23 protein-coding genes and 1 tRNA gene are annotated in these 24,830 nt (G+C 69.4%); 15 read left to right on the forward strand and 9 right to left on the reverse strand.

Translation table 11 applies throughout. The features are described from left to right. Positions 1 to 218: 218 nt before the first annotated feature. Complete coding sequence (rpsA, locus tag ACIDOCELLA78_RS91470; protein ID WP_201729102.1) at positions 219 to 1,946, forward strand: 30S ribosomal protein S1; 1,728 nt, start codon at positions 219 to 221, stop codon at positions 1,944 to 1,946. Positions 1,947 to 2,110: 164 nt separating this feature from the next. Here rpsA and ACIDOCELLA78_RS91475 read toward each other — a convergent pair whose 3' ends face one another. Further along, complete coding sequence (locus tag ACIDOCELLA78_RS91475) at positions 2,111 to 2,323, reverse strand: hypothetical protein (RefSeq protein WP_249676162.1); 213 nt, start codon at positions 2,321 to 2,323, stop codon at positions 2,111 to 2,113. Between the two features lie 283 nt (positions 2,324 to 2,606). Between ACIDOCELLA78_RS91475 and ACIDOCELLA78_RS91480 the strand changes: the two genes are divergently transcribed. Genes ACIDOCELLA78_RS91480 through der form a run of 4 tightly spaced genes read left to right on the forward strand, consistent with a single transcriptional unit; the run spans position 2,607 to position 5,984 of the window. Beyond that, the gene (locus ACIDOCELLA78_RS91480; RefSeq protein WP_201729103.1) at positions 2,607 to 3,275 is read left to right on the forward strand and encodes a tetratricopeptide repeat protein; all 669 of its coding nucleotides are present in this window, start codon (positions 2,607 to 2,609) and stop codon (positions 3,273 to 3,275) included. Continuing rightward, complete coding sequence (locus ACIDOCELLA78_RS91485; protein WP_249676164.1) at positions 3,272 to 4,318, forward strand: PQQ-binding-like beta-propeller repeat protein; 1,047 nt, start codon at positions 3,272 to 3,274, stop codon at positions 4,316 to 4,318. The genes ACIDOCELLA78_RS91480 and ACIDOCELLA78_RS91485 overlap by 4 nt, the downstream gene beginning before the upstream one ends. Beyond that, positions 4,261 to 4,632 carry a PQQ-binding-like beta-propeller repeat protein gene (locus ACIDOCELLA78_RS91490; protein ID WP_249676177.1) on the forward strand — a complete coding sequence of 124 codons (372 nt, stop codon included), beginning with the start codon at positions 4,261 to 4,263 and terminating at the stop codon, positions 4,630 to 4,632. Before ACIDOCELLA78_RS91485 ends, ACIDOCELLA78_RS91490 begins: the two co-directional genes overlap by 58 nt. Continuing rightward, on the forward strand, positions 4,629 to 5,984 hold the full coding sequence (gene der / locus ACIDOCELLA78_RS91495; RefSeq protein WP_201729104.1) for a ribosome biogenesis GTPase Der: 1,356 nt from the start codon (positions 4,629 to 4,631) through the stop codon (positions 5,982 to 5,984). Before ACIDOCELLA78_RS91490 ends, der begins: the two co-directional genes overlap by 4 nt. Before the next feature lie 65 nt (positions 5,985 to 6,049). Here the strand turns inward: der and ACIDOCELLA78_RS91500 are convergent, their stop codons facing one another. The 3 genes from ACIDOCELLA78_RS91500 to ACIDOCELLA78_RS91510 form a co-directional block, all read right to left on the reverse strand. After that, on the reverse strand, positions 6,050 to 6,610 hold the full coding sequence (locus ACIDOCELLA78_RS91500; protein WP_201729105.1) for a YMGG-like glycine zipper-containing protein: 561 nt from the start codon (positions 6,608 to 6,610) through the stop codon (positions 6,050 to 6,052). A 276-nt stretch (positions 6,611 to 6,886) separates the two neighbouring features. After that, the gene (locus ACIDOCELLA78_RS91505) at positions 6,887 to 8,116 is read right to left on the reverse strand and encodes an argininosuccinate synthase (RefSeq protein ID WP_201729106.1); all 1,230 of its coding nucleotides are present in this window, start codon (positions 8,114 to 8,116) and stop codon (positions 6,887 to 6,889) included. Positions 8,117 to 8,191: 75 nt separating this feature from the next. Continuing rightward, a complete protein-coding gene (locus ACIDOCELLA78_RS91510; RefSeq protein ID WP_201729107.1) occupies positions 8,192 to 8,794 on the reverse strand; it encodes a TlpA disulfide reductase family protein in 603 nt (200 codons plus the stop codon). Between ACIDOCELLA78_RS91510 and argH the strand changes: the two genes are divergently transcribed. The 4 genes from argH to ACIDOCELLA78_RS91530 are packed head-to-tail and all read left to right on the forward strand — an operon-like array spanning position 8,793 to position 13,997. Further along, positions 8,793 to 10,238, forward strand: a complete 1,446-nt coding sequence (argH, locus tag ACIDOCELLA78_RS91515) for an argininosuccinate lyase (protein WP_201729108.1) — start codon at positions 8,793 to 8,795, stop codon at positions 10,236 to 10,238. The genes ACIDOCELLA78_RS91510 and argH overlap by 2 nt on opposite strands. Beyond that, positions 10,235 to 10,363 (forward strand): hypothetical protein, encoded by a 129-nt coding sequence (locus tag ACIDOCELLA78_RS91520; RefSeq protein ID WP_283770848.1) that lies wholly within the window; start codon positions 10,235 to 10,237, stop codon positions 10,361 to 10,363. Before argH ends, ACIDOCELLA78_RS91520 begins: the two co-directional genes overlap by 4 nt. Further along, positions 10,360 to 11,676: a diaminopimelate decarboxylase gene (gene lysA / locus ACIDOCELLA78_RS91525; RefSeq protein WP_201729109.1), complete on the forward strand. Its 1,317-nt coding sequence runs from the start codon at positions 10,360 to 10,362 to the stop codon at positions 11,674 to 11,676. Before ACIDOCELLA78_RS91520 ends, lysA begins: the two co-directional genes overlap by 4 nt. Further along, positions 11,676 to 13,997 carry a DUF4175 family protein gene (locus tag ACIDOCELLA78_RS91530; RefSeq protein ID WP_201729110.1) on the forward strand — a complete coding sequence of 774 codons (2,322 nt, stop codon included), beginning with the start codon at positions 11,676 to 11,678 and terminating at the stop codon, positions 13,995 to 13,997. Before lysA ends, ACIDOCELLA78_RS91530 begins: the two co-directional genes overlap by 1 nt. A 118-nt stretch (positions 13,998 to 14,115) precedes the next feature. On the opposite strand, the gene ACIDOCELLA78_RS91535 is transcribed toward ACIDOCELLA78_RS91530, so the two are convergent. Further along, positions 14,116 to 15,990 carry a ribonucleoside-diphosphate reductase subunit alpha gene (locus tag ACIDOCELLA78_RS91535; RefSeq protein WP_201729111.1) on the reverse strand — a complete coding sequence of 625 codons (1,875 nt, stop codon included), beginning with the start codon at positions 15,988 to 15,990 and terminating at the stop codon, positions 14,116 to 14,118. Between the two features lie 321 nt (positions 15,991 to 16,311). After that, on the reverse strand, positions 16,312 to 17,514 hold the full coding sequence (locus ACIDOCELLA78_RS91540; RefSeq protein WP_201729112.1) for a pyridoxal phosphate-dependent aminotransferase: 1,203 nt from the start codon (positions 17,512 to 17,514) through the stop codon (positions 16,312 to 16,314). 142 nt (positions 17,515 to 17,656) lie between these two features. Between ACIDOCELLA78_RS91540 and ACIDOCELLA78_RS91545 the strand changes: the two genes are divergently transcribed. The 4 genes from ACIDOCELLA78_RS91545 to ACIDOCELLA78_RS91560 all read left to right on the forward strand — a co-directional run bounded on the left by ACIDOCELLA78_RS91545 (position 17,657) and on the right by ACIDOCELLA78_RS91560 (position 20,809). Continuing rightward, positions 17,657 to 17,731: transfer RNA gene (locus tag ACIDOCELLA78_RS91545), tRNA-Gln, on the forward strand. Further along, positions 17,700 to 18,680, forward strand: a complete 981-nt coding sequence (locus tag ACIDOCELLA78_RS91550; RefSeq protein ID WP_249676167.1) for an ABC transporter permease — start codon at positions 17,700 to 17,702, stop codon at positions 18,678 to 18,680. The genes ACIDOCELLA78_RS91545 and ACIDOCELLA78_RS91550 overlap by 32 nt, the downstream gene beginning before the upstream one ends. Before the next feature lie 3 nt (positions 18,681 to 18,683). Beyond that, positions 18,684 to 19,493, forward strand: coding sequence for an ABC transporter ATP-binding protein (locus ACIDOCELLA78_RS91555; RefSeq protein WP_201729113.1), 810 nt, complete (start codon positions 18,684 to 18,686; stop codon positions 19,491 to 19,493). Positions 19,494 to 19,792: 299 nt separating this feature from the next. After that, the gene (locus ACIDOCELLA78_RS91560) at positions 19,793 to 20,809 is read left to right on the forward strand and encodes a ribonucleotide-diphosphate reductase subunit beta (protein ID WP_201729114.1); all 1,017 of its coding nucleotides are present in this window, start codon (positions 19,793 to 19,795) and stop codon (positions 20,807 to 20,809) included. A 27-nt stretch (positions 20,810 to 20,836) separates the two neighbouring features. Here ACIDOCELLA78_RS91560 and ACIDOCELLA78_RS91565 read toward each other — a convergent pair whose 3' ends face one another. Beyond that, a complete protein-coding gene (locus ACIDOCELLA78_RS91565; RefSeq protein WP_214006285.1) occupies positions 20,837 to 21,031 on the reverse strand; it encodes a hypothetical protein in 195 nt (64 codons plus the stop codon). 520 nt (positions 21,032 to 21,551) lie between these two features. Between ACIDOCELLA78_RS91565 and ACIDOCELLA78_RS91570 the strand changes: the two genes are divergently transcribed. Next, on the forward strand, positions 21,552 to 22,763 hold the full coding sequence (locus ACIDOCELLA78_RS91570; protein ID WP_201729115.1) for a DNA methyltransferase: 1,212 nt from the start codon (positions 21,552 to 21,554) through the stop codon (positions 22,761 to 22,763). Here ACIDOCELLA78_RS91570 and ACIDOCELLA78_RS91575 read toward each other — a convergent pair. Then, positions 22,760 to 23,563, reverse strand: a complete 804-nt coding sequence (locus tag ACIDOCELLA78_RS91575; RefSeq protein WP_201729116.1) for a carbon-nitrogen hydrolase family protein — start codon at positions 23,561 to 23,563, stop codon at positions 22,760 to 22,762. The genes ACIDOCELLA78_RS91570 and ACIDOCELLA78_RS91575 overlap by 4 nt on opposite strands. A 63-nt stretch (positions 23,564 to 23,626) precedes the next feature. Then, entirely contained in the window at positions 23,627 to 23,857 is a 231-nt protein-coding gene (locus ACIDOCELLA78_RS91580) for a hypothetical protein (protein ID WP_201729117.1), read from the reverse strand. A gap of 153 nt (positions 23,858 to 24,010) precedes the next feature. Here ACIDOCELLA78_RS91580 and ACIDOCELLA78_RS91585 point away from each other — a divergent pair, with 153 nt between their 5' ends. Continuing rightward, a complete protein-coding gene (locus ACIDOCELLA78_RS91585) occupies positions 24,011 to 24,820 on the forward strand; it encodes a helix-turn-helix transcriptional regulator (protein WP_201729118.1) in 810 nt (269 codons plus the stop codon). Positions 24,821 to 24,830 lie beyond the last annotated feature (10 nt).

Raw genomic sequence — 24,830 nt, forward strand, 5'->3', positions numbered from 1 at the left:
GTGGACTATCCCGGCCGGGTCGGCGCGCGGCGCTGCGGAATTCCCTCTCATGGAAATCCCGGCATGCCGGCGCCGCCTCGAAACGGTGCGCAACGGTGGCACCCGAAACCCCGTCCGGACCCGTCCGGACAGTCGTGACCGCAACGGATGGAATTCCGGGCGGCGCGCCAGCCAAACCGGCCGCAAGACGGTCTCGTTTCAAGGATTCAAACCGCTTCATGGGTTCAACCGCAACTGCCATGCGCTCGCAGGGCGCTGATCATAATTCCGGCACCGAGGATTTCGCCGCGCTGCTCGACAGCACGCTCGGCAGCAATACCGGCTTCGAGGGCTCGGTCGTCTCCGGCCGGGTGTCGCGCATTGATGATGACTATGTCGTCGTCGATGTCGGGCTGAAGAGCGAGGGCCGCGTGCCGCTGAAGGAATTCGGCGCGCAGGAGATCAAGTCCGGCGACACGTTCGATCTGTATATCGAGCGCTACGAGGACAAGGACGGCTCGATCGTGCTGTCGCGCGAGAAGGCGCGCCGCGAGGAGGCCTGGACGGCGCTGGAGCGCGCCTATGAGCAGCAGGCGCGGGTCAATGGCGTGATCCACGGCCGGGTCAAGGGCGGCTTCACCGTCGATCTCGGCGGCGCGACGGCGTTCCTGCCGGGCAGCCAGGTGGATATCCGCCCGGTGCGCGACGTCACCCCGCTGATGGGCGTGCAGCAGCCGTTCCAGATCCTCAAGATGGATCGCGCGCGCGGCAACATCGTGGTCTCGCGCCGCGCCGTGCTCGAGGAGACCCGGGCGGAGCAGCGCAGCGAGCTGATCCAGGGCCTCAAGGAAGGCCAGATCCTCGATGGCGTGGTCAAGAACATCACCGATTACGGCGCCTTCGTCGATCTCGGCGGCGTCGATGGCCTGCTGCACGTGACCGACATCGCCTGGCGGCGCATCAACCACCCGGCCGAGGCGCTGACCATCGGCCAGCCGGTGCGGGTGCAGGTGATCCGCTTCAACCCCGACACCCAGCGCATCAGCCTCGGCATGAAGCAGCTCGAGACCGATCCGTGGGAAGGCGTGGACGTCAAGTATCCGCCGGGAATCAAGGCGACCGGCCGGGTCACCAACATCACCGACTACGGCGCCTTCGTGGAGCTGGAGCCGGGCGTCGAGGGTCTCGTGCACGTCTCCGAGATGTCGTGGACCAAGAAGAACGCGCATCCCGGCAAGATCGTCGCGACGAGCCAGGAAGTCGAGGTCATGGTACTCGACGTGGATGCCGGCAAGCGCCGCATTTCGCTCGGCCTCAAGCAGGTTCAGCGCAACCCGTGGGAGCAGTTCCTCGACGAGCACCCGGTGGGCTCGATCGTCGAAGGCGAGATCCGCAACATGACCGAGTTCGGCCTGTTCGTCGGCCTTGCGCCGGAGATCGACGGCATGGTCCACATGTCCGACCTGTCGTGGGACGAGCCGGGCGAACTCGCCATGGCGAAGTTCAACAAGGGCGACGTGGTCAAGGCGAAGGTTCTCGACGTCGATGTCGAGAAGGAGCGCATCAGCCTCGGCGTGAAGCAGCTTGAGGAAGATCCCGCCGCCGGCGTGCTCGACCGTGTCCACAAGGGCATGATCGTGACCTGCGTGATCACCGCGGTGCAGGCGAACGGCCTCGAGGTGAAGGTGGACGACGTTCTCACCGGCTTCATCCGCCGCGCCGAACTCGCCCGCGACAAGGCCGACCAGCGGCCGGAGAAGTTCGCGCCGGGCGAGAAGATCGACGCCAAGATCACCGCTGTCGACCGCGCCGCGCGCAAGCTGCAGCTCACGGTCAAGGGCAAGGAGATCGACGAGGAGAAGCAGGCGATGGCCGATTACGGCTCGTCCGACTCGGGCGCCTCGCTCGGCGACATCCTCGGCGCCGCCATCCGCCGCCGCAACCAGCAGGCGCAGGGCGAGAACTGAACCGGCGCGCGCCCGGCTCCGGCGCCATGCCGGGTCCGGGCATGCCGGGCGGCGCTTTTGCACCGCAGGACCAACGGGAACGCCGCCCCCAAGGGGCGGCGTTTGTTGTTGACGGCGTTTGTTATTGGTGGGGGTTGCCGATGGCGGTCGGGCGAAGCGGCCGGTCAGGGCCAGCGCCCCTCGGCGCTTTCGATCTGGGCGCGGGTGGTCAGCCGGTAGGGGCCTTCGGCGATTTCCGGCGCGTGGTCCGGCAGTTTTTCGGGATCGGCCCAGCATTCGGGGTCGCCCAGGGTCTGGGTGCAGTAGGGCGGCGGCCGCGGCGGGACGTATTTCGGCGCGCAATAGCTCTTGTCCGGTCGAGCCGGACCATCGAGCAATCGCGCCCGGTGACCAGCGAGACGACCGCATCCGGCACGGTGCGGTGGATCGTGGTCAGCGTGACGACATTCGCGGCCACGGTGGCACCCGCACCGATGCCGCACCCGGCGAGCGGGACCGCGCAGAGCATGACAAGCATTCGTCGCATTGCCGGTAGAATGCCATGAAAAAATGAAGACCCGGTTACGTTGCCCAACGTGCCGCGCGCGGCTATGGTCCGCCGCGAAAACCCGATCCAGCCCGCGGGATACCCTCCCCGGCGCCAAGCGAGCGAGAGCCCGAGTGCCCGATATTTTCGATGAAGTCGCCGAAGACCTGCGTGCCGAACGCACGCGTCAGTTCCTCGTCCGGTATGCCGGCGCGATGGCCGGCGCAGCACTGGTCGTGCTGGTCGCGATCGGCGGGTGGAAGGCGTGGCAGTGGCACCGCCACCTTCTCGATGTGCGGGCGGCGGAAGGCTACACCGCGCTGATCGCCGAGATCGGCCAGCAGGCGGGCGGGGCGACCAAGGCGGGCGATCTGGCCGATGCGAAGCGGCTTGCTGGATATGCCGCCAGCGCGCCGGCCGGCTATGCCAATCTCGCCCGGCTGCGCGCCGCCGCACTTTACGAGCAGGGCGGCGATGGCAAGGCCGCGCAACGCCAGTGGGCGGCGATCGCGGCACCGGGCAGCGGCGCGCTGCCGACGATCCGCGACCTCGCGATCCTGCTCGGCGCGCAGCACGAGATGGACGGCAAGAACGCCGCCGCCGCCCGCGCCGGGCTGCAGACGCTGAACCGGCCGGGCAATCCGTGGCAGCCGCTGGCCCAGCTCGACCTCGCCCTGCTCGACATCCACGCCGGCAAGACCGCCTCCGCCGGCGCCCTGCTGGCGGAGGTGAGCGCCAACCCCGCCTCCGCGCCCAATCTGCGCAATCTCGCCCAGGGCCTGATTGCGAAACTGAAGGGATGACCCGCCGGACCATGACCGATCTTCGCGCCCTTTCCACCATCGGGCGGCGCGGCGCGCTGCTGTCGTCGCTGGCGATGCTCTCCGGCTGCGGCCTGCTCTCCACCCCGCCGAAGCCGCCGGTGCCGGGCCGCAAGATCCCGGTGCTGCCGCCGCACAACCCGCTGCGGGTTGCCGCCGGGGCGCCGCCGGTGACGCTGCCGGCACCGCAGACGCGGACCGGCTGGGGCCAGGCCGGCGCCACCGCCGCGCACGATGCCGGGGTGAGCGCCCTGCCCGCGCGGCTGCGCATGGCCTGGCACGACGATATCGGCGCCGGCGCCACCTATCGCCGCACGCTGCACGCCGCCCCGGTGATTGCCGGCGGGCGGGTGTTCACCGTGGATGCCAATGGCGTGGTCGAGGCCCGCGCGATCGCCGATGGACATCGGCTCTGGCGACATTCGATGCGCCCGCGGCACGACAACAGCTTCGCCTATGGCGGCGGGCTCGCGGCGGATGACGCGGCGCTGTATGTCGCCTCGGGCTTCGGCCAGCTCCTCGCCCTCGATCCGGCGAGCGGCAAGCCGCGCTGGACGAAAACGCTCGACCAGCCGTTCCGCTCGGCCCCCGGGCTCGGCGGCGGGATGATCTTCGTCATCATGCTCGACAACACGCTCCAGGCCTTCGATGCGAAGACCGGCGCCTTCGCCTGGCGGTTCCCGACCGGGAGCGGCGCCGGCGGGTCGATGTTCGGCGCCGGCACGCCCGCCTATCAGGACGGCATCGTGGTCGCCGGCTTCGGCTCCGGCGTGCTGGCCGGGGTGAACGCGACCGGCGGGTCGGCGGTGTGGGAGCAGAGCCTGGCGGCGGGATACGCCCAGACCAATCCGCTCGACGTCTCCAGCATCGTCGCGAGTCCGGTGATCGCCGGGGGCTGGCGATCGCGACCGGGCTGGCCGGCACCACCGTCGCCTTCGACCTGCGTTCGGGCCGGCGGATCTGGAGCATCAGCGCGGGCGGCGGCGAGACCCCGGCGGTGGCCGGCGACTGGCTGTTCCTGCTGACCGAGGGCCAGCGCCTTGCCGCGATCCGCGTCGCGGATGGCGCTGTCGGCTGGGTGACCGACCTGCCTGCCTATGGCAACCCGGCGCGGCGCCGCCAGCCGCTGTCGTGGCATGGCCCGCTGGTGGCCGGCGCCGGGCTGCTGCTGACCGGCTCGGACCGGCGGATGATCGTGGTCGATGCGCTGGCCGGCAAACTGCTCACCCCGCCCGACCAGGGGCTGGCCCTCAATGGCGAGTCCGGCCTCGCCCCGATCGCCGCCGCGGGGACGCTGTTCGCGCTCACCCGCAACGCGGTGCTGACAGCCTATCGATGACCACCTCCCCTGCCCGCACCCCGCGGGTCGCGATCTGCGGGCGGCCGAATGTCGGCAAATCCACCCTGTTCAACCGGCTGGCGGGCAAGCGCATCGCGCTCGTCGCCGATGAGCCCGGCGTCACCCGCGACCGCAAGGAAGCCTGGGGCGAGCTTGCCGGGGTGAAGGTCCAGCTGATCGACACCGCCGGCCTTGAGGAAGCGCCGCCGGACACGCTGCCCGGGCGGATGCGCGCCTCGACCGGGACGGCGGTGGACGAGGCCGATCTCGTGCTGTTCGTGTTCGACGCCCGCGCCGGGCTGCTGCCGGAGGACCGGCATTTCGCCGCCTGGCTGCGACGGACGGGCAAGCCGGTCATTGTCGTCGCCAACAAGGCGGAGGGGCGCGGCGGCAGCAACGCGGCGCTGGAGGCCTATGCGCTCGGCCTCGGCGAGCCGGTGCCGGTGTCCGCCGAGCATAACGAGGGCGTGTCCGACCTGATCGACCGCATCATCGAGGCGCTGCCGGAAAGCGGGGCGGCGGAGGATGAGGATGGCGAGCGGCCGATGCATCTGGCCATCGTCGGGCGGCCGAATGCGGGCAAATCGACCCTGATGAACCGGCTGCTGGGCGAGCAGCGGGTGATCACCGGCCCCGAACCCGGCCTGACGCGCGACGCGATCGCCGCCGAACTGACCGATGCCACCGGGCGGCGCTACCGGCTGTTCGACACCGCCGGGCTGCGCCGGCGCGCGAGGGTCGAGGCCGGGCTGGAGAAGCTCTCCACCTCATCGACGATCGAGGCGCTGAAATTCGCCGATACGGTCGTTCTCGCCATCGACGCGCATGAGGGGCTGCACGACCAGGATTTCACCATTGCCCGGCTGATCGAGCGGGAGGGGCGCGCCTGCGTGATCGCGCTGACCAAATGGGACCTGGTGGAAGACCGCGACCGCACCCGCCGGGCCATTCTCGAACGGCTGGAGCATTCGCTCTCGCAGATGAAGGGGATCACGCTCGTGCCGCTCTCGGGCGAGACCGGCGAGGGGGTCAGGAAGCTGCTGCCGGCGGTGCGCGAGGCTGACCGGATCTGGAACACGCGGGTGACGACCGCTTCCCTCAACCGCTGGTTCGAGGGCGCGCTGGAGCGGTTTCCGCCGCCGCTGGTCGAGGGGCGGCGGCTGAAGCTGCGCTATATCACCCAGGTCAAGGCGCGGCCGCCGAGTTTCGCGGTGTTCGGCACCAGGGCGGAGCTGACGCCGGACAGTTACCAGCGCTACCTCGTGAACTCGCTGCGCGAGAAATTCGGCCTCGACGGCGCACCGATCCGCCTTGCACTGCGCGGCACCAAGAACCCCTACGCCGACGAATAGGCCGGCCGGCGCGCGGGCAGAGCATCTTTATCCGATCAGATGAGTCCATCTGATCGGATGATGCTCTAGTATTGCCCGTTCTGGTAGCCGTTGCCCTGGTCATACGGGTTGCCCTGATTGTAGGGATTCCCCTGATTGTACGGGTTGCCCTGGTCGGGAGCGCCGTTGTTGTAGGGGGCACGGTGATCCTGCCGGTATTGGCCGCTCTGCGGATACTGGTTGCCCTGCCGGTATTGGCCGTTCTGCGGATACTGGTTGCCCTGCTGATACTGGCCGTCCTGCCGATATTCGTTGTCGTGGCGGTACTGGTCGCCTTGCGGCCTGTCGGGGCGGCGATAGGCGCCATAGGCGCCGGGCGGCGGGGCGGGTTGCGGGGTTGTCAGCGCGCCACCGAGGGCGCCGACCGCGCCGCCGATCAGCGCGCCGGTGGCTGGGCTGCCGCCGGTGGCTGCCCCGATCGCGGCCCCCGTGCCGGCGCCGATCGCCGCCCCGCCCAGGGCGCGCTGGCCGGGATCATAGGGGTTGGTGCAGCCGGCGAGCGCCAGCGCCGCGGCGACCACCGCGACGGCGGCGCCGGAACGCCGCAGAGAGCGGCGCGGGAAAAGGCGGGATGGGATCGGGGTCATGCTCTGCTCCTCCTCAGATCGGCCGCATGACGTCCCGGCCCTGCCGGAATGGATGTCGCGCGGCCATAACGTCGTCATGACGGCGGGAGATGGCCCGGCGATGGTGGAAATGTGGCGATTGTGGAGCAGACGGCCCGCGCCGCGGGGGCGGAGCGGTCTGTCCGGCCGGATGGAAACATCCAGTCGGACAGATGAGTCCCGCAGCGCCGCCGCTTGATGCTCTATTTATCAATACCATAGAGCACTACATTCGATCCGGATGGATCGGAAAGTGCTCTAAAGCGCGCCGCCGCGCCGGCCGATGGCGCCGCCGAGGCGTAGGCGCAGGGCGTTCAGCTTGATGAAGCCGGCCGCGTCCTGCTGGTTGTAGGCGCCCTCGTCGTCCTCGAAGGTGACCATCCGCGCCGAGTAGAGCGAGTTGGGGCTTTCGCGGCCGGCGACGATCACGTTGCCCTTGTAGAGTTTCAGGCGCACCCGGCCGGTGACGGAGTTCTGGCTGGCGTCGATCAGCGCCTGGAGCATGCGCCGCTCGGGGCTGAACCAGAAGCCGTTATAGATCAGCTCGGCATAGCGCGGCATCAGGCTGTCCTTCAGATGCGCGGCCTCGCGGTCGAGCGTGATGCTCTCGATGGCGCGATGCGCCGCCAGCAGGATCGTGCCGCCCGGGGTTTCATAGACGCCGCGCGACTTCATGCCGACGAACCGGTTCTCGACGAGGTCGAGCCGGCCGATGCCGTTGTCGCGGCCCAGCTCGTTGAGCCTGGTGAGCAATGTCGCCGGCGAGAGCGCCTCCCCGTTCAGCGCCACCGCGTCGCCCTGGGCGAAATCGATGCTGATTTCGGTGACCACGTCCGGCGCCGCCTCGGGGCTGATCGTCCGCTGGTAGACGATCTCGTCCGGCGCCTCGGCGGGGTCTTCGAGGATCTTGCCCTCGGAGGAGGAGTGCAGCAGGTTCGCATCGACCGAGAACGGCGCCTCGCCGCGCTTGTCGCGGGCGATGGGGATCTGGTGCGCCTCGGCGAATTCGAGCAGCTTCGTACGGCTGGTCAGGCTCCATTCGCGCCAGGGGGCGACGACCTTCACATCCGGCTTCAGCGCGTAATAGGCGAGTTCGAAGCGGACCTGGTCGTTGCCCTTGCCGGTCGCGCCATGGGCCACGGCGTCGGCCCCCACCGCCTCGGCGATCTCGATCTGGCGCTGCGCGATCAGCGGCCGGGCGATCGAGGTGCCGAGCAGGTACTGGCCCTCGTAGAGCGCGTTGGCGCGGAACATCGGGAAGACGAAATCCTTCACGAAGGTTTCGCGCAGATCCTCGACGAAGATTTCCTTGACGCCGAACATCTCGGCCTTGCGCCGCGCCGGCTCCAGCTCCTCGCCCTGGCCGAGATCGGCGGTGAAGGTGACGACCTCCGCCGCCCGCTCGGTCTGCAGCCAGCGGAGAATGACACTGGTATCGAGCCCGCCCGAATAGGCCAGCACAACTTTCTTTACGGTGTTTTCAGCCATCGTTCTCTGTCCCGGTTCTGCCTCAGGCGCGGCCTATCAGCCGGATCGCGGCGGGGCAAGAGCCGGCGCGGCGGATCAGGTCGACGTGGTGGGCGGTGCGGCGGCCGGTTTCGGCCCGACCAGCCGGCGCAGCCGCGCGATGGTCGCCGGCGTGTCCCAATCCCCCGCCCCTTGCAGCGAGGCGACCATCTGCCCCGCGCGATCGACGATCACGGTGAAGGGGATGCCGCCGATGTTGAACGCATCGAGCGCGCTCGAACTCGGGTCGAGCAGCATCGGCACGCCGGTGATGTGATGGCGGGCGAAATAGGGGCGCACCGCCTTGATCCCCTGGCTGTCCACCGAGATCGGCAGGACGCGCATGCCATCGGCGCGGATTTTCGGGTCGAGCGCCAGCAGCGTCGGCAGTTCGGCGCGGCAGGGCGGGCACCAGGTGGCCCAGAAATTCACCACCAGCCCCTCGCCGCGGAAGGCGGCGAGCGTCATCCGCCGGCCGGAGGCGTCGAGGAAATGGAAATCCGGCTCCGGCTGCGGCACCGTCGCGTCGAGATTGGGGCCGACATCCGGCAGCGTCATCGCCGCGGCGGATTTGCCGATCCCGGCGAGCGAAGTTAAGTCAGGCAGCACAAGACCCGCACCCAGTTGCGCGAACCGCCGCCGAGAAAGCCCGAAACGCATGACCGCCGATACCTCTTCCAAATCGAATACGACGAAGTCTGGTGCCGAACAGGCCGAAACGCAACCATCGAGCCTGCAATGGGGCGGGCGTTTCGCCGCCGGTCCCGCAGCCGTGATGCAGGCGATCAACGCCTCGATCGGGTTCGACCAGCGGCTCTGGCGCGAGGATATCGAGGGCAGCCTCGCCCATGCCGGCATGCTCGCGGCGCAGGGCATCATCTCGGCCGATGACGAGACGGCGATCCGCGCCGGGCTCGGCGAGATCGCCGGGGCGATCGCCGACGGCGCCTTCACCTTCGATCCCGCGCTGGAGGACATCCACACCAATATCGAGGCCTGGCTGGTCGCGCGGATCGGCGAGGCGGGGCGGCGGCTGCACACCGCGCGCAGCCGCAACGACCAGGTGGCGACCGATTTCAGGCTCTGGGTGCGCAAGGCGATCGACAGTCTCGACGAGCAGGTGCGCTCGCTGATGCGCGCGCTGGCCGACCGCGCGGCCGAGCACGCGGGCACCATCATGCCCGGCTTCACCCATTTGCAGACCGCCCAGCCGGTGACGCTCGGGCATCATCTGCTCGCCTATGTCGAGATGCTGGGGCGCGACCGCGGCCGCCTCGCGGATGCGCGCCGGCGGCTGAACGAATGCCCGCTCGGCGCCGCCGCGCTGGCCGGCACCACCTTCCCGATCGACCGCTTCATGACCGCCGCCGCCCTCGGCTTCGACCGGCCGACCGCGAATTCGCTCGATTCGGTGTCCGACCGCGACTTCGCGCTTGAATTCCTCTCGGCGCTCTCCATCCTCGCGATGCATCTTTCGCGTTTCGCCGAGGAGATCATCATCTGGACCAGCGCGCCCTATCGCTTCATCCGGCTGTCCGACGCCTATACCACCGGCTCGTCGATCATGCCGCAGAAGCGCAACCCCGACGCCGCCGAGCTGGCCCGGGCCAAGGCGGGGCGGATTTTCGGCGCGCTCGCCGGGCTGCTCGCGGTGATGAAGGGCCTGCCGCTCGCCTATGCGAAGGACATGCAGGAGGACAAGGAGCCGGTGTTCGACGCCGCCGACGCCGCCGAGCTGTGCCTCGCCGCGATGACCGGCATGGTGCGCGACATGGAGCCTGACGCGGGGCGGATGCGCGCGGTGGCCGGCGCCGATTTCGCCACCGCGACCGACCTTGCCGACTATCTCGTGCGCGATCTCGGCCTGCCCTTCCGCACCGCCCATCACGTGACCGGGCAGATCGTGAGCGCCGCCGAGTCGCGCGGGCTCGACCTCGTCGCCCTGCCGCTCGCGGTGATGCAGGAGATCGAGCCGCGGATCACCGAGGCGGTGTATGATGTGCTGACCATCGAGGCCTCGGTCGCCGCGCGCCGCACCTTCGGCGGCACCGCGCCCGACAATGTCGCCCGCGCCGCGGCGCGCTGGCAGGAGGCGCTGGCATGACCCGCGGACTGCTGCTGGTTGTGCTGGCCTGCGCCGCCCTCGCCGCCTGCGGCCGCGCCGGCGCGCCCTCGCCGCCCGGCCCGGCGGGGCAGATCACCTATCCGCACCAATATCCCTCCGAATGATGAACGCCCTCACCCGCGACCAGGCCTGGCATCGGCTCGTCGCCACCCGGCCGAACCTGTCCTTCCACGCGATGGACGGGCTTTGCCTCGATGGCGTGCCGCTGGCCGCCATCGCCGCCAGCCACGGGACGCCGAGCTGGGTCTACAGCGCCGCAACGATCGAGGGGCGGCTCGCCGCCCTGCGCGCGTCCTTCACCGCCGAGGGGCTGACCCCCGCGATCCGCTACGCGGTGAAGGCGAACGACCATCTCGCCATCCTCGGCCTGGTGCGGGAAGGCGGCGCCGGGGCGGATGTGACCAGCGCGGGGGAGTTCGCCCGCGCCGCCGCCGCCGGGATCGCGCCGGGGGCGATGGTGTTCTCCGGCGTGGGCAAGCGGGAGGACGAGCTGCGCCGCGCGCTGGCCGCCGGCATCGGCCAGATCAATGTCGAAAGCGCCGAGGAGCTGGAGATGATCTCCGGCATCGCCGCGTCGATGGGGGTTGCGGCACCGGTCGCGCTGCGGGTGAACCCGGATGTCGCGGCTGGCGGACACGACAAGATCAGCACCGGCCGCAAGGGCGACAAGTTCGGCATCGGCTTCGATGACGCGGGCGCGCTCTACCGCCGCGCCGCCGCCCTGCCCGGCATCGCGGCGGTCGGGTTTTCGACCCATATCGGCAGCCAGATCTTCGCCCCCGACGCCTTCGAGGCGGCGTATCGGCGGGTGCTCGGGCTGATCGGGGCGCTGCGCGGCGAGGGGCTCGCGCTGCGCCGCTTCGACCTCGGCGGCGGCTTCGGCATTCCTTATGACGACGGCGCCGCCTTCCCGCTCGCGGCGCAGGCGGCGATGGTGCGCCGCGTGCTCGGCGGCCATGATCTCGACCTGATCGTCGAGCCCGGCCGCTGGCTGGTGGGCCCGGCCGGCGTGCTGATCGCCCGGGTGACGCTGATCAAGCGCGCCGGGGCGGAGCGCTTCGTCGTGCTCGATGCCGGGATGAACGACCTGATGCGCCCGGCGCTTTACGGCGCGCGGCACGGCATCGTCCCCATCGGCGCCGCCGATGCCGCGGGCGCGCCGCTGCCGGCCGAGGCGGTGGGGCCGGTCTGCGAGAGCAGCGACCGTTTCGGCACCCACGACCTGCCCGATCTCGCCCCCGGCGCGCTGGTCGCGCTGCTCGATGCCGGGGCCTATGGCGCGACGATGAGCAGCACCTATAACGGCCGGCCGCTCGCCGCCCAGGTGATGATCGCCGATGGCGCGCCGCATCTGATCCGCCGGCGGCAGGCGCTCGACGATCTCTGGCGCGACGAGATCGTGCCGCAGCGCCGGTAATGCCGGCGGCGCGCCTCGCCCGGCTGCGGCGGCGGGCGCGCCGCGTGCTGGTGGCCGAGGCCGTCGCCATCGCCGCGATGCCGCCCGCCGGAGTGGTCGCGGTGTTCCTGATCGTCGGGCTCGCCGGATTCGGCGGCTGGCGGGCCGATCTCGCCGGCCTCATCACCCTCGGCCTCGCGCTGCGCCACGCCATCCGCCGCTATCGCCCACCCGCGGCGGAGGCCGCCGACCGCCGGATCGAGCGGGATTCCCGCCTGCATCACCGCCCGCTCGCCGCCTATGGCGACGCGCCGGCGCTGGCCGGCGCGGCACCGCTCTGGGAGGCGCACCGCGCCCGCACCGATCGCGCGCTCGCCACCGCCAGGGTCGGCCTGCCGCGGCCGGATTTCACCGCACATGATCCGTTCGCGCTGCGCTTTCTGCTCCTGCTCGGCCTGATCGCCGCCTGGGCCGCCGCGGGATCGCGGGCCGGATCGCGGCTCGCGGCCAGTGTCGATTTCGCCTCGCCCTTCGCCCGCCCCGGCCTTGCCGTGCAGGCCTGGATCACGCCGCCGCGCTGGGCGGGGGCGACGCCGCGCCTGATCGGGGCGGGCTCGGGCAAGGTGACGGCGCTTGCCGGCTCGACGCTCGCCATCATCGTCACCGGCGCCGGCGATGCCGCCCCGGCGGCGTGGATCGGCGGCAAGGCGCTGGGGTTCGCCGGCATCGGCACCGGCAGCTTCCGCGCGCGGGAGACGCTCGACCGCACGACGACGCTGCGCATCGGGCCGTTCTGGAACCGGATCGCGCGGGAGCGGATCATGGTGATCGCGCCGACGCCGCCGCGAATCGGCTTCGCCGCGCCGCCGGCGCCGACCGCGGCGGCGCGGCGCGTCGCCCTCGCCTGGCGCGGCGTCAGCCGCTACGGGCTAACTGCGCTGCGCCTCGTGCTGCGGCCGGTGGATGCGCCGGGCGCGAGGGCCGACCGCGCCGCGCTGCCGGTGGCAAAGCCGCATGGCGAGCGCATCGCCGGCAGCACCCGGCTCGACCTGCTGGCCAGCCCGCTCGCGGGCATGACGGTGGATGCCACGCTCGCCGCGGTGAACCGCGCCGGGCAAACCGGGCGCTCGGCGCCCGCGCGCCTCGCCCTGCCCGCCCCCGCGCTGCACGACCCGACGGCGCGGGCGCTGGAGGCGATCCGCCAGGCGCTGGCGCGCGGCGAACCGGGTCGCCCGGCGCTCGCCGCCCGGCTCGGCACCCTCGCCGCCACGCCGCCGGGCAAGCTGACGCCGGGCACACGCGCGGCGCTTGCGCGGTTCGCCGCCGGATTCGGCCCGACGGCCCCGGATTACGCACAGGCCGAGGCAGGGCTGTGGACGCTGGTGCAGCGCGCGGAACTCGGCGCCGCCTACAAGGCGACGCGCCAGCTCGACGCGGCGGCGCAGACGCTGCATCAGGCGCTGGCGCGCGCCCTTGCCGGTCACCGCATGGAGCGGGCGCGGTTTCAACAGCTGATGCAGCAGCTCGACCGGGCGATGCAGGCGCGGCAGGACGCGACAAAGCGGTCTGCGCGCGGCGATCAGGCACAGCAGGCGGCGCAGCGCACGGCGATCGACCGGCTGGCAAACCAGATCCGGCAGGAGCTGGCCTCCGGGCAGACGGCGCAGGCCGCGCGCGACATGGCAAGGCTCGGGCAGATGCTGAACCGGCTGACCGCGCCGCAGGCGAGCGGTTCGGCGGCGGCGCAGCAGCAACAGCAGCAGCGGCAAGCGGCCGCGCGCCGGCTTGCCGCGATCATGCGCGAGGAGGCGAAGCTGATGGACCGGACCGCGCGGCGCGGCGCGATGCCGGCACCGGGCGGCCAGCCCGCTTTGCCCGCGCAGCAAGGGGCCGCCGGCCTCGCGCAGCGGCAGGAGACGCTGCGCCAGCAGCTCGCCGACGCCGCCCGGGCGATGCAGGGGGAAGGTCTGCCGGGCCAGTCGACGCTCGGCCAGGGCCAGCGGTCGATGACCGCCGCGCGCGACGCGCTTGGCACCGGCGACATTCCGGCGGCGCTCTCCGGCGAGCGGCAGGCGATCGCCTCGCTGCAACAGGCGGCGGGCGCGCTGGCGGCGATGGCGGGGCAGAACCCGGCGGGCGGAGGCCCGGTGGCGGCGGGGCAGAACGCGTCCGGCGGCGAGGGCGCGTTCGGCAACCAGAACGCCAGCGATGTCAGCCTGGGCAAGGCGGGGCTGCATTCGGCGGCGCGGCAGATCGAGAACGCGCTGATCCACCGCGACCAGAGGCCGGGCCTGCCGACGGACGCGCGCCGCTATTACGGCAGGCTGCTGGGGAGCGAATGAGGCGGGCGGCCGAAACACGAAAGGCCGCCGGCGGGATGCGGCGGCCTTCGGGCGGGCTTCCGGCCCAATCCTGCTATTGCCGATCTTGCGACTGCCAATCTTGCGACTATCAATCTCTCTACTGGCAGGCGAGGCATTCCTCGTAATCGGTGGTGCTCGCCGCGGCGGCGGGCGGCACCTTGGCGGCGGGGGCGGCCTCGCCATGCTCGTGGCGCTGCACCTTCTCGCTCACCGTATCGGCCCGCTGGATCGACAGCGAGCGGCAGTAATAGAGCGACTTCACGCCCTTCTTCCAGGCCTGATAGTGGATCTGGTGCAGGTCCCGCTTGTGGACATTGGCGGGCAGGAACACGTTGATCGACTGGCTCTGGCAGATATGCGGCGTGCGGTCGGCGGCGTGCTCGATCACCCAGCGCTGGTCAAGCTCGAAAGCGGTCTTGAAGACGGCCTTCTCGTCATCGGTGAGGAAGTCGAGATGCTGGACCGAGCCCTTGTTGACGGTGATGTTCGACCAGGTTTCCTCATCGTCGCGGCCCTTGGCGGCGAGGAGAAGCTGGAGGTGGCGGTTGCGCACCGAGAAACTGCCGGAGAGGGTTTTCTGCAGGAACACGTTGGCGGCGATCGGCTCGATGCCGGGGCTGGAATTGCCGGCGATGATCGAGATCGAGGCGGTCGGCGCGATCGCCATCTTGTGGGAGAAGCGCTCCATCACGCCATATTCGGCGGCATCCGGGCAGGGCCCGCGCTCTTCGGCGAGCTTGCGCGAGGCGGCATCGGCGCCGGCGCGGATGTGGCGGAAGATGCGGATGTTCCAGGCCTTGGCCATCGCGCTCTCGAAGGGGATGTTGAGCGATTGCAGCAGCGAGTGGAACCCCATCACGCCGAGGCCCACCGAGCGCTCGCGCATCGCCGCGTATTTGGCGCGGGCCATCGAATCGGGCGCGTTGTCGATGAAATCCTGCAGCACGTTGTCGAGGAAGCGCATCACGTCCTCGATGAATTGCGGGTTGTCGTGCCATTCGAGCCAGGTTTCGAGATTGATCGAGGACAGGCAGCAGACGGCGGTGCGCTGCTGGCCGTGCTGGTCGAGCCCGGTGGGCAGGGTGATCTCGGCGCAGAGATTGGAGGTTTTCACCTCGAGGCCGGCGAGCTTGTGGTGCTCGGGGCGGGCGTTGTTCACATGGTCGCCGAAGATGATGTAGGGCTCGCCGGTCTCGATCCGGGCGGTGAGGATGCGGATCCAGAGCGAGCGGGCCGAGACGGAGCGGACATGCGCGCCATCCTTTGGCGAGGTGAGCGGCCACATCTCGTCCGCCTCGACGGCGCGCATGAACGCGTCGGAGACCAGGATGCCGTGATGCAGGTTGAGGGCCTTGCGGTTCGGATCGCCGCCGGTGGGGCGGCGGATCTCGATGAATTCCTCGATTTCGGGATGCGAGATCGGCAGGTAGACGGCGGCCGAGCCGCGGCGCAGCGAGCCCTGGCTGATCGCCAGCGTCAGGCTGTCCATCACCCGGATGAAGGGAACGACGCCGGAGGTCTTGCCGTTCTGGCCGACCTTCTCGCCGATCGAGCGGAGATTGCCCCAGTAGGAGCCGATGCCGCCGCCCTTGGAGGCGAGCCAGACATTCTCGTTCCAGAGATCGACGATGCCTTCCAGACTGTCCGACGCCTCGTTGAGGAAGCAGGAGATCGGCAGGCCGCGCTTGGTGCCGCCGTTCGACAGAACGGGCGTCGCCGGCATGAACCAGAGCTTGCTGATGTAGTCATACAGCCGCTGGGCGTGCTCGGCGTCGTCGCCGTAATAGGAGGCGACGCGGGCGAACAGGTCCTGATAGCTCTCGCCGGGCATCAGATAGCGGTCGTTCAGCGTGGCGCGGCCGAACTCGGTGAGCAGGGAATCGCGCGTGCGGTCGATCCTGATCTGATGGCCCCCGCGGATCTGCACGTCGGTATCGAGCAGGGCGGGCTCGGGTCGGTTGATCGCGTTCATCGCAGTTGCAGCTCCTCGGTTCGGCGTGTCGCTATCACTACATATTGGGCACGCCTCGCGCAATCGACACTAGATCAAGTTGGTCCAAAAAATTTCTCTTGCCCCGAGTCGATGCGGCGGCAAGACTGTCGTTCACTTTTTGTTCCAAACTAACCCCGAAACCGTCCGCCGGCAAGCGGAATCCCCGGCAAGACGGGCGGCAGGCAAGACGGGCCGAACGAAAGACCCGCGCGAATGGCATCGCGCGGGTCCGGCATCCGAGGGGTCGGGCGGCAGGCGGGTCGGATGGCAGGCGGGTCGGGCGGCAGGCGGCGGCCGCGCTCAGCGCAACCCCTGGCAGAAGGTCTGGATGCGGGTGCAGGCGTCGCGCAGCGCCTCGGTCGAGGTCGCGTAGCTGACCCGGAAATAGCCGGGATAGACGAAGGCGCTGCCATGCACGGCGGCGACCCCCTGCTCTTCCAGCAGCGCCGTGACGAAGGCCTCGTCATCGACGATTTTGGTGCCCCCCGCCGAGGTCTTGCCGAGGCAGCCGGCGATCGAGGGGAAGACGTAGAACGCGCCCTCGGGCTTCGCACAGGTGATGCCCGGCGCCTGGTTCAGCATCGCGACCACGAGGTCGCGCCGCTCGCGATAGGCGGCGCGCATCACGTCGATCGCGTCTTCCGGGCCTTCCAGCGCGGCGAGCGCCGCCGCCTGGCTGACCGAGGAGGTGTTCGAGGTGGACTGGCTCTGCAGCTTGTCCATCGCCTTGATGAGCTGGACCGGCGCGCCGCAGAAGCCGATTCGCCAGCCGGTCATCGCATAGGCCTTGGAGCAGCCGTTCATCGTCACCGTGCGCTCGCGCAGCCTCGGCTCGACGCCGACGATGGTGGCGGGCGTGAAACCGTCATAGACGAGCTTTTCGTAGATGTCGTCGGTGAACACCCAGATGTCGGGGTGGCGGAGCAGCACGTCGCAGATCGGGCGGAGGTCTTCCGCCGAATAGGCCGCCCCGGTCGGGTTGGAGGGCGAGTTCAGCATCAGCCACTTGGTCTTCGGCGTGATCGCCGCCTCGAGATCCTCGGCGCGGAGCTTGAAGCCGTTGTTCTGGCTGCAGGGGACGAAGACCGGCTTGCCCTCGGCGAGCTGGACGATGTCGGGGTAGCTGACCCAGCAGGGTGTGGGGATGATCACCTCGTCGCCGGCTTCGACGGTGGCGAGCATGGCGTTGAAGATGACCTGCTTGCCGCCGGTCGAGACGATGATCTCCTGCGGCGTGTAGTCGATCCCGTTGTCGCGCTTGAACTTGGCGGCGGCGGCCTTGCGCAGCGCCATGGTGCCGGCGACGTCGGTATATTTGGTCTCGCCCGCCTCGATCGCGGCGATGGCGGCGCGCTTGATGTGATGGGGCGTGTCGAAATCCGGCTCGCCGGCGGAGAGGCTGATGATGTCGCGGCCCTCGGCCTTGAGCTGGCGCGCCTTGGTGGAAATGGCGATCGTCTGGCTCGGGCTGATCCGGTTCAGGCGTGCGGCGATCAGGTTCATGTGCGATACTCCCCTTGGCAACCGGCCCGATGTAACCGAACTGTCGGGCGATGAACATGGGCGCTTCGTGCGGTCCGGCCCGAATTGCGCACATGGCGGGACTTGCCGAGCCGGCGGCAACGCCATATCAGTCAGGCCCGGATGGGGTGTAGCCAAGCGGTAAGGCAGCGGATTTTGATTCCGCCATGCGGAGGTTCGAATCCTCCCACCCCAGCCAGCGCCAGCAGGGCTCGCCTCTGGCCTGGGTCAGGACGGCCCGAACCGGGCAGGAGCAGGTTTCCGACATGAACGACACGCAAGCGGCCGCACCGGCCCCGACCAGCTTCCGCCGCGCAGCGTTTTTCACCCTCTCGGCCGATCGCGGGTGGGGACAGCGGACCAGTCTCGCCCTCGCCGACCTCGCCGAGGGCGCGCGGCTCTGGCAGCTGGTCTGGACGCTCGCTTTCTACGACATCAAGCTGCGCTATCGCGGCTCGGCGCTGGGGCCGTTCTGGCTGACGATCTCGACCGGCGTGCAGGTCGGCGCGATGGCGTTTCTCTACGGCGTGCTGTTCCACACCGACATCCATACCTACCTGCCCTATCTCGCGATCTCGCTGGTGCTGTGGACCTATCTCAACACGCTGATCTCGGAGGGGAGCACCTGCTTCACCCAGACCGACACGCTGATAAAGGGCACGCGCATGCCCTTCAGCGTGCATGCCGCGCGCAACGTGGTGCGCAACACCATCGTGCTCGGGCATAACCTGATCGTGATCGTCGTCGTGTTCCTCATCATGGGCGTGCATCAGAGCCTGTATTCGTTGCTGGCGATCCCCGCCCTCGCGCTGTGGATGATCGACGCGCTGGCGATCTCGCTGCTGATGGGCGCGCTCTGCGCGCGGTTCCGCGACCTGCCGCAGATCATCCTCTCGGTGATGCAGATCGCCTTCTTCATCACCCCGGTGATCTGGTACGCCAAGGTGCTGGACAGCCACCCGATCGGCCGGCTGCTGGTCGATCTCAACCCGTTCTATCCCATCCTCGAAATCCTGCGCGCGCCGCTGCTCGGCACGCCGGTCAGCACGCGGCTGGTGCTCGCTGCGATCGGCGTCTCGGCCCTGCTGGTCGGGGTCGCGGCAATCGGCTTCGCGCGGATGCGCGGCCGCGTGGCCTACTGGGTCTAGACCATGGCATATCTGACCGCCTTCGACATCTCGGTGGATTTCCCGCTCTATCACGGGGACAGCCGGTCGCTGAAGAAAACCCTGCTCGGCCATGCCTCCTCGCGCTTCGCCCAGGACCGGCGCAGCCGCCCGGTGGTGCAGGCGCTGCGCGACATTTCCTTCTCGCTGAAAACCGGCGACCGGCTGGGGCTGATCGGCTCGAACGGCTCGGGCAAGACCACCCTGCTGCGCGCGCTCTCGGGCATCTACCAGCCGACCGCCGGCGCACTGTCGATGGAGGGGCGGCTGCAATCGCTGCTCGACCCCGGGCAGGGGATGAACCCCGACCTCACGGGGCGGGAGAATATCCGCCTGCGCGGGCGCTTTCTCGGCCTGCCGCGCCCGGAGATCGACCGGCTGGAGGCGGATGTCGAGGATTTCTCCGAACTCGCCCAGTTCCTCGATCTGCCGGTGCGCAACTATTCCTCCGGCATGGTGGTGCGCCTCGCCTTCGCGATGGCGACGGCGTTTCCCCCCGAGATCCTGCTGATGGACGAGTGGATTCTCGCCGGCGACGCCGCCTTCATGGAAAAGGCGCGCGCGCGGGTCGAGGGCATGGTGCGCCATGCCGACATTCTCGTGCTCGCCAGCCACAGCCCCTCGATCCTGGTGGAATGGTGCAACCGGCTGCTCTGGCTGGAGGGCGGGCGGATCCGCGCCGATGGCCTGCCGATGCAGGTCCTCGCCGACTATCTGCCGCCGCAGCAATATGACGAGCTGCTCGCCGCGCATGGCCGGACCAATGCCGCCGACAGGCTGCCGGCACAGGACTGAACCCTGGCCCGGGCCGCCGCGCTCTCCACAACATCTTGTGGATAAATACTCCATGACTACAACATGGGGTGAAAAACCGGATCAAGTTTCGCGCTGGCGGGTTGCCGGATCATGGCCCTGCCCCCATACTGGGGTCAGCGAATCAGACCGGTGATGACGAGGGTCGGCCATCGCGGCCAAGTGATCCTGACGATGAAGCGAGGGCGTCTGCGCGCCCCGCCGTCAGGGGTCGCTCGCCACCCTCGCCGCCGGCCGCACCGCCTGATGTCTGTCTCTCACGCCCGCAAGGATCGTCCCGAATGTCCGTCACCCTGCCCGATACCGCCGCCCCCATTCCGGTGGAGACGCCGGCGCATTTCGACCTGCTGACCGAAAACCCGGTCTACAAGCCGTTCCGCTACCCCTGGGCCTATGAATCGTGGCTGACCCAGCAACGCGTCCACTGGCTGCCGGAGGAAGTGCCGCTCGCGGATGACGTGAAGGACTGGCACAAGAACCTCACCGAGGGCGAGCGCAACCTGCTCACCCAGATCTTCCGCTTCTTCACCCAGGCGGATGTCGAGGTGAACAACTGCTACATGAAGCATTACAGCCAGGTGTTCAAACCGACCGAGGTGCTGATGATGCTCTCGGCCTTCTCGAACATCGAGACCATCCACATCGCCGCCTACTCGCATCTGCTCGACACGATCGGCATGCCCGAAGTCGAATACTCGGCCTTCCTCAAATACAAGGAGATGAAGGACAAGTACGACTACATGCAGGAATTCCGGGTCGACTCGAAGCACGAGATCGCCAAGACGCTGGCCGCCTTCGGCGCCTTCACCGAGGGGTTGCAGCTCTTCGCCTCGTTCGCGATCCTGCTGAACTTCCCGCGCTTCAACAAGATGAAGGGAATGGGCCAGATCGTCTCATGGTCGGTGCGCGACGAAAGCCTGCACTGCCTGTCGATCATCCGGCTGTTCCGCACCTTCGTCGCCGAGAATCCGGAAATCTGGACCGAGACGCTGCGCCAGGAACTCTATACGTGCTGTGCCACCATCGTCGAGCATGAGGACGCCTTCATCGACCTCGCCTTCGAGCTTGGCGCGGTGGAGGGGCTGACCGGCGCCGAGGTCAAGCGCTATATCCGCTACATCGCCGACCGCAGGCTGTTGCAGCTCGGGCTCGACCCGCTCTTCCATGTCGACAAGAACCCGCTGCCCTGGCTCGACGAGATGCTCAACGCGGTCGAGCACGCGAATTTCTTCGAGAACCGCGCCACCGAATACAGCAAGGCGTCGACGGTCGGCACCTGGGAAGAAGCCTGGACCTGAGCTGACCGGCACGGCCGGGAACACGCCTTACGCCGCGGTGTCCTCGCTCTCGCGCTCCTGCGGGAGCGCTGGACGGGTGGGGAGACCCGCGTCACGCCCGCGGTGGCGGCGATAGGGGAAGAGCTGCGGCCAGAGCAGCCGGTCCTCGGGCGGCAGGGATCGCGTCTCGGAGCGCGATCCGGGGCGGTCGGGCGATGGCGTTTTATCGGCAAGAGCTGACATGGCGACCTGTCGTGAGTTGGTGGACGTGCTGCCGCGAACCCGGAGCGCGGCCAGGGCAGCAATAGGCGGACGGCGTTAACAAACCATTTCGCGAACGGTTCGCGAGCCGGAAACGATACGGATAGCTCCCACTCTTGTTTTGTTAGGGCAACGTCCGGCCCCGCCTGCCGGGCATCTGACTTTATCCTGTTGATAATGGTTGTATCCCTGCCAAAACGGACAGGATCATCCCATCGGGTAGTCGCGGGAGCCCCGAACGGCGGCGGCCGTTCGTGACGCGCGCTTCTAGAGCACTTTCCGATCCATCCGGATCGGATGTAGTGCTCTATGATATTGATATTCAGAGCATCTTTATCCGATCAGATGAGTCCATCTGATCGGATGATGCTCTAACAGGCGGCATCGTGGAGACAAATGAAGACTTGATGTCATTTTCCCCATGTCGGCTGCCCCATGTCGGCCGCGGCGCGCCGCGATCTCTCCGCTTGGTGCCGTGCGGCCGCGCTGATATGGTCGTGCCATGCGCCAAACGCAGCCCGCCTCTGCCGCGGACTCTGCCCTGGTTCGCGACATTCTCGACTTCGCCGCGCTCGGCAGCGCGACGAGCCACGAACGCGCCGAGGGAATCGACTATTTCATCAATGCGTTCTGGACCGCCGGGCAGCGCCAGGCGCATGCGATCCACGAGATTTCCTATCGCGCCTGTTTCAAGCCGCAACTGCCGGAATTCTTCATCGCCCGCCTCACCGCGCCCGGCGACCTCGTTTTCGACCCGTTCATGGGCCGCGGCACCACGCCGTTGCAGGCCGCGCTGATGGGCCGCCGGGCCGGCGGCAACGACATCAGCGGGCTTGCGGCGATGCTATGCCGCCCGCGGCTGCGACCGGTCGGGACCGACGCGGTCGAGGCGGCACTGCGCGGCGTCGACTGGTCGCGCGGCGCGGTCCGCCGCCCCGAGTTGCTCGCCTTCTACCACCCGGCGACCATGGCCCGGCTCGAGGCGCTGCGGGACTGGATCGGCGAGCGCGCCCCGCCGGGCGACGACAGCCCCGATCCGGTCGTGGACTGGATTCGCATGGTGGCGATCAACCGGCTCGCCGGCCATTCCCCCGGCTTCTTCTCGGGCCGCTCGATGCCGCCCAACCAGGCGGTGTCGGTCGCGGCACAGCTGCGGATCAACGCCCGGCTCGGCCGCGCGCCGCCGGAGCGCGATATCGCCGCGCTGATCCTGCGCAAATCCCGCACCCTGCTGCGCGACGGCGCGGTGCCGCAGGGCGCGCGGCCCCGCCTGTCCACCGGACCGGCCTGGGATGTTCCGCTCGACGCCGGCGCGGTCGCGCTCGCCGTCACCTCGCCGCCATTTCTCGATGTCGTCGACTACGCGGCGGACAACTGGCTGCGCTGCTGGTTCGCCGGGCTCGATGCCGGCGCCGCGGCGCTCGGCCAGCACCGCGGCGCGGCGGGCTGGACGGCGATGGTCCGGCGGGTGCTCGCCGAGCTGGCGCGGCTGGTGCGGCCGGGCGGGCATGTCGCCTTCGAGGTGGGCGAGGTGCGGGGCAGGCGCATCCTGCTCGAACGGCAGGTCTGGCAGGCGGCGGCGGAGCTGCCGTTCGAGCGGCTGGGCGTGCTGGTCAACCGGCAGCTTTTCACCAAGACGTCGAATTGCTGGGGGGTGAGCAATTTCACCCGCGGCACGAATTCAAACCGCGTCGTCCTGCTGCGCCGGCGCTAGCAGGCCGCGATGGCGCCGTAGAGCACCGGCCGGCGGTCGGCCAGCAGCGTGTCGCGCCGGCGGGTTTCGGCCAGATGGCCAGGGTCGATCCGCGCCATCAGCCTCGTCGGCGTCGCCCCGGCCCGGGCCAGCACCGCGCCATCCGGCCCGCAGATCGAGGATTGGCCGATATAGTCGAGGCCCGGCTCGCGGCCGCAGCGATTGGCATAGGCGATGTAGACCTGGTTCTCGTAGGCGCGGGCCGGGATCAGCGCTTCCGCCACCACGTGATAGGGCGGCATCAGCGCCGTCGGCACCAGAACGAGATCGGCCCCCGCCAGCGCCATCACCCGCGCGGTTTCGGGGAATTCGATGTCGTAGCAGATCGCCACACCAAGGCTCAGCCCGCGCCAGGCGACCAGCGGGAACCCCTCGCCGCGCACGGCGAACATGTCGCGGTCGAGATCGCCGAAGAGATGCGCCTTGCGATAGATCAGCCGCACGCCGCCGGCCTCGTCGATCAGCGCCGCGCTGTTGGCGACCGCATCGCCCACAAGCTCGGGGAAGCCGAGACAGAGCGCGATGCCGTGCGCGGCCGCGATCTCCCGCGCCCGGGCCAGTTCCGGCCCCTCGGGGTCGAGGGCGAGGGCGCGGGCCCGCGCCGCGCCGAGATTGTAGCCGGAGAGAAACAATTCGGGCAGCACCAGCAGGTCGGCGCCGGCGGCGGCGGCCTCCCGCGCCTCGGCGGCGAGCAGGTCGAGCGCGGCCACCGGATCGGCGAACCGCCCCTCGGTCTGGCAGAGGGCGAGCGTGATGGCCATGCCCCGTTCAATAGACCCGCCGCGGCAGCGGGGCAATCGGCGCGCGGGGCGCCGCATTCCCGCTCACATCGGCGCCAGGACCAGCTGGTCGCCCCTGCGGGCGATCGCCCCCATCCGCGCCCCGGCGGCGCCCGAGGCCATCACGATGTCGCCCGGCGCGATCAGGTCGGCGGCCGGGCCGAAGAAGCCGACATCCCCGAGCGTGTCCAGCGCCCCCTCCCCCGCGCGGTAGTGCCAGAGGGTTAAGCCGTTGGCATAGGCGAGGACGGAAAGGTTGCGCAGGATGAAAGCCATGGTCTGTCTCCTCAGCGTGACCACCGGCCGGGCTGGCCGATGTGAACAAAACAAGAACAAGATAACCACAGGTTGTATTCGACGCAATAGTTAACTGTTCGTTTACCGCAAATCTTTCTTCCCAAACCGGGTAAATCCGTTAAGAACAACGCGATGCAGCATGACGATATCTGGCGTGCGATCGACGCCCTGGCGGCGCAGCGCGGGCTCTCGGCCTCCGCCCTCGCGCGCAGCGCCGGGCTCGACCCGACCAGTTTCAACCCCTCCAAGCGGCGCGCGCCGGATGGGCGGCTGCGCTGGCCATCGACCGAGAGCATCGCCAAGATCCTCGCCGCCAGCCAGACCGGGTTCGAAACCTTCGCGGCACTGGCCGCCGGCAGCGCCATCGCGATTACTGACACGGCACCAGCCGCGATTACTGACGCGGCACCAGCCGCGATTACTGACGCGGCACCAGCCGCGATGATCCCCGACGAACCGCCGGCGGAAGCAGAGCCCGCAACGCCTGACGAACCGCCGCCCGAAGCGCTCGGAGGGTCCGACGCCGCCCAGCCCGGCACGGTCTGTGGCGCGGTGCCGGTGATCGGCCTCGGCGCGGCCGATGGCGGGGCCTTCGACGAAGAGGGCTATCCCGGCGGCACAGGCTGGCGGCGTCTGGAACGGGTCATTGCCGAGATCGGCATCGTCGATGATCCGCATCTCTTCGCCCTCGCGGTGGAGGACGAGTCGCTGGAGCCGGTCTGCCGGCGCGGCCATGTCGTCATCGTCTCGCCGGATGCGCCGGTGCGGATGGGCGATCTCGTGGTGGCCCGTCTTGCGTCGGGCGGCCTCGTCCCCGGCCGGCTGCTCCGCCGCACCATCTCGCGGATCGACCTTGGCGGGCTCAACCCCGCCGTCCCGCCGCGCGACTTGCCGGCCGAGGCGGTCGTCGCACTCCAGCGCATCATATGGGCCAGCCAGTAGACCGCGCTCT

It is taken from the genome of Acidocella sp. C78, assembly GCF_907164655.1.

Excerpts from the sequence above, each read along its gene's own strand:
- rpsA (WP_201729102.1), top strand. The coding sequence starts at position 219 with ATGGGTTCAACCGCAACTGCCATGCGCTCGCAGGGCGCTGATCATAAT.
- ACIDOCELLA78_RS91485 (WP_249676164.1), top strand. The coding sequence starts at position 3,272 with ATGACCCGCCGGACCATGACCGATCTTCGCGCCCTTTCCACCATCGGG.
- der (WP_201729104.1), top strand. The coding sequence starts at position 4,629 with ATGACCACCTCCCCTGCCCGCACCCCGCGGGTCGCGATCTGCGGGCGG.
- ACIDOCELLA78_RS91500 (WP_201729105.1), bottom strand. The coding sequence starts at position 6,610 with ATGACCCCGATCCCATCCCGCCTTTTCCCGCGCCGCTCTCTGCGGCGT.
- ACIDOCELLA78_RS91505 (WP_201729106.1), bottom strand. The coding sequence starts at position 8,116 with ATGGCTGAAAACACCGTAAAGAAAGTTGTGCTGGCCTATTCGGGCGGG.
- argH (WP_201729108.1), top strand. The coding sequence starts at position 8,793 with ATGACCGCCGATACCTCTTCCAAATCGAATACGACGAAGTCTGGTGCC.
- ACIDOCELLA78_RS91510 (WP_201729107.1), bottom strand. The coding sequence starts at position 8,794 with ATGCGTTTCGGGCTTTCTCGGCGGCGGTTCGCGCAACTGGGTGCGGGT.
- ACIDOCELLA78_RS91520 (WP_283770848.1), top strand. The coding sequence starts at position 10,235 with ATGACCCGCGGACTGCTGCTGGTTGTGCTGGCCTGCGCCGCCCTCGCC.
- lysA (WP_201729109.1), top strand. The coding sequence starts at position 10,360 with ATGATGAACGCCCTCACCCGCGACCAGGCCTGGCATCGGCTCGTCGCC.
- ACIDOCELLA78_RS91530 (WP_201729110.1), top strand. The coding sequence starts at position 11,676 with ATGCCGGCGGCGCGCCTCGCCCGGCTGCGGCGGCGGGCGCGCCGCGTG.
- ACIDOCELLA78_RS91535 (WP_201729111.1), bottom strand. The coding sequence starts at position 15,990 with ATGAACGCGATCAACCGACCCGAGCCCGCCCTGCTCGATACCGACGTG.
- ACIDOCELLA78_RS91540 (WP_201729112.1), bottom strand. The coding sequence starts at position 17,514 with ATGAACCTGATCGCCGCACGCCTGAACCGGATCAGCCCGAGCCAGACG.
- ACIDOCELLA78_RS91550 (WP_249676167.1), top strand. The coding sequence starts at position 17,700 with ATGCGGAGGTTCGAATCCTCCCACCCCAGCCAGCGCCAGCAGGGCTCG.
- ACIDOCELLA78_RS91555 (WP_201729113.1), top strand. The coding sequence starts at position 18,684 with ATGGCATATCTGACCGCCTTCGACATCTCGGTGGATTTCCCGCTCTAT.
- ACIDOCELLA78_RS91560 (WP_201729114.1), top strand. The coding sequence starts at position 19,793 with ATGTCCGTCACCCTGCCCGATACCGCCGCCCCCATTCCGGTGGAGACG.
- ACIDOCELLA78_RS91565 (WP_214006285.1), bottom strand. The coding sequence starts at position 21,031 with ATGTCAGCTCTTGCCGATAAAACGCCATCGCCCGACCGCCCCGGATCG.
- ACIDOCELLA78_RS91570 (WP_201729115.1), top strand. The coding sequence starts at position 21,552 with ATGCGCCAAACGCAGCCCGCCTCTGCCGCGGACTCTGCCCTGGTTCGC.
- ACIDOCELLA78_RS91575 (WP_201729116.1), bottom strand. The coding sequence starts at position 23,563 with ATGGCCATCACGCTCGCCCTCTGCCAGACCGAGGGGCGGTTCGCCGAT.
- ACIDOCELLA78_RS91580 (WP_201729117.1), bottom strand. The coding sequence starts at position 23,857 with ATGGCTTTCATCCTGCGCAACCTTTCCGTCCTCGCCTATGCCAACGGC.
- ACIDOCELLA78_RS91585 (WP_201729118.1), top strand. The coding sequence starts at position 24,011 with ATGCAGCATGACGATATCTGGCGTGCGATCGACGCCCTGGCGGCGCAG.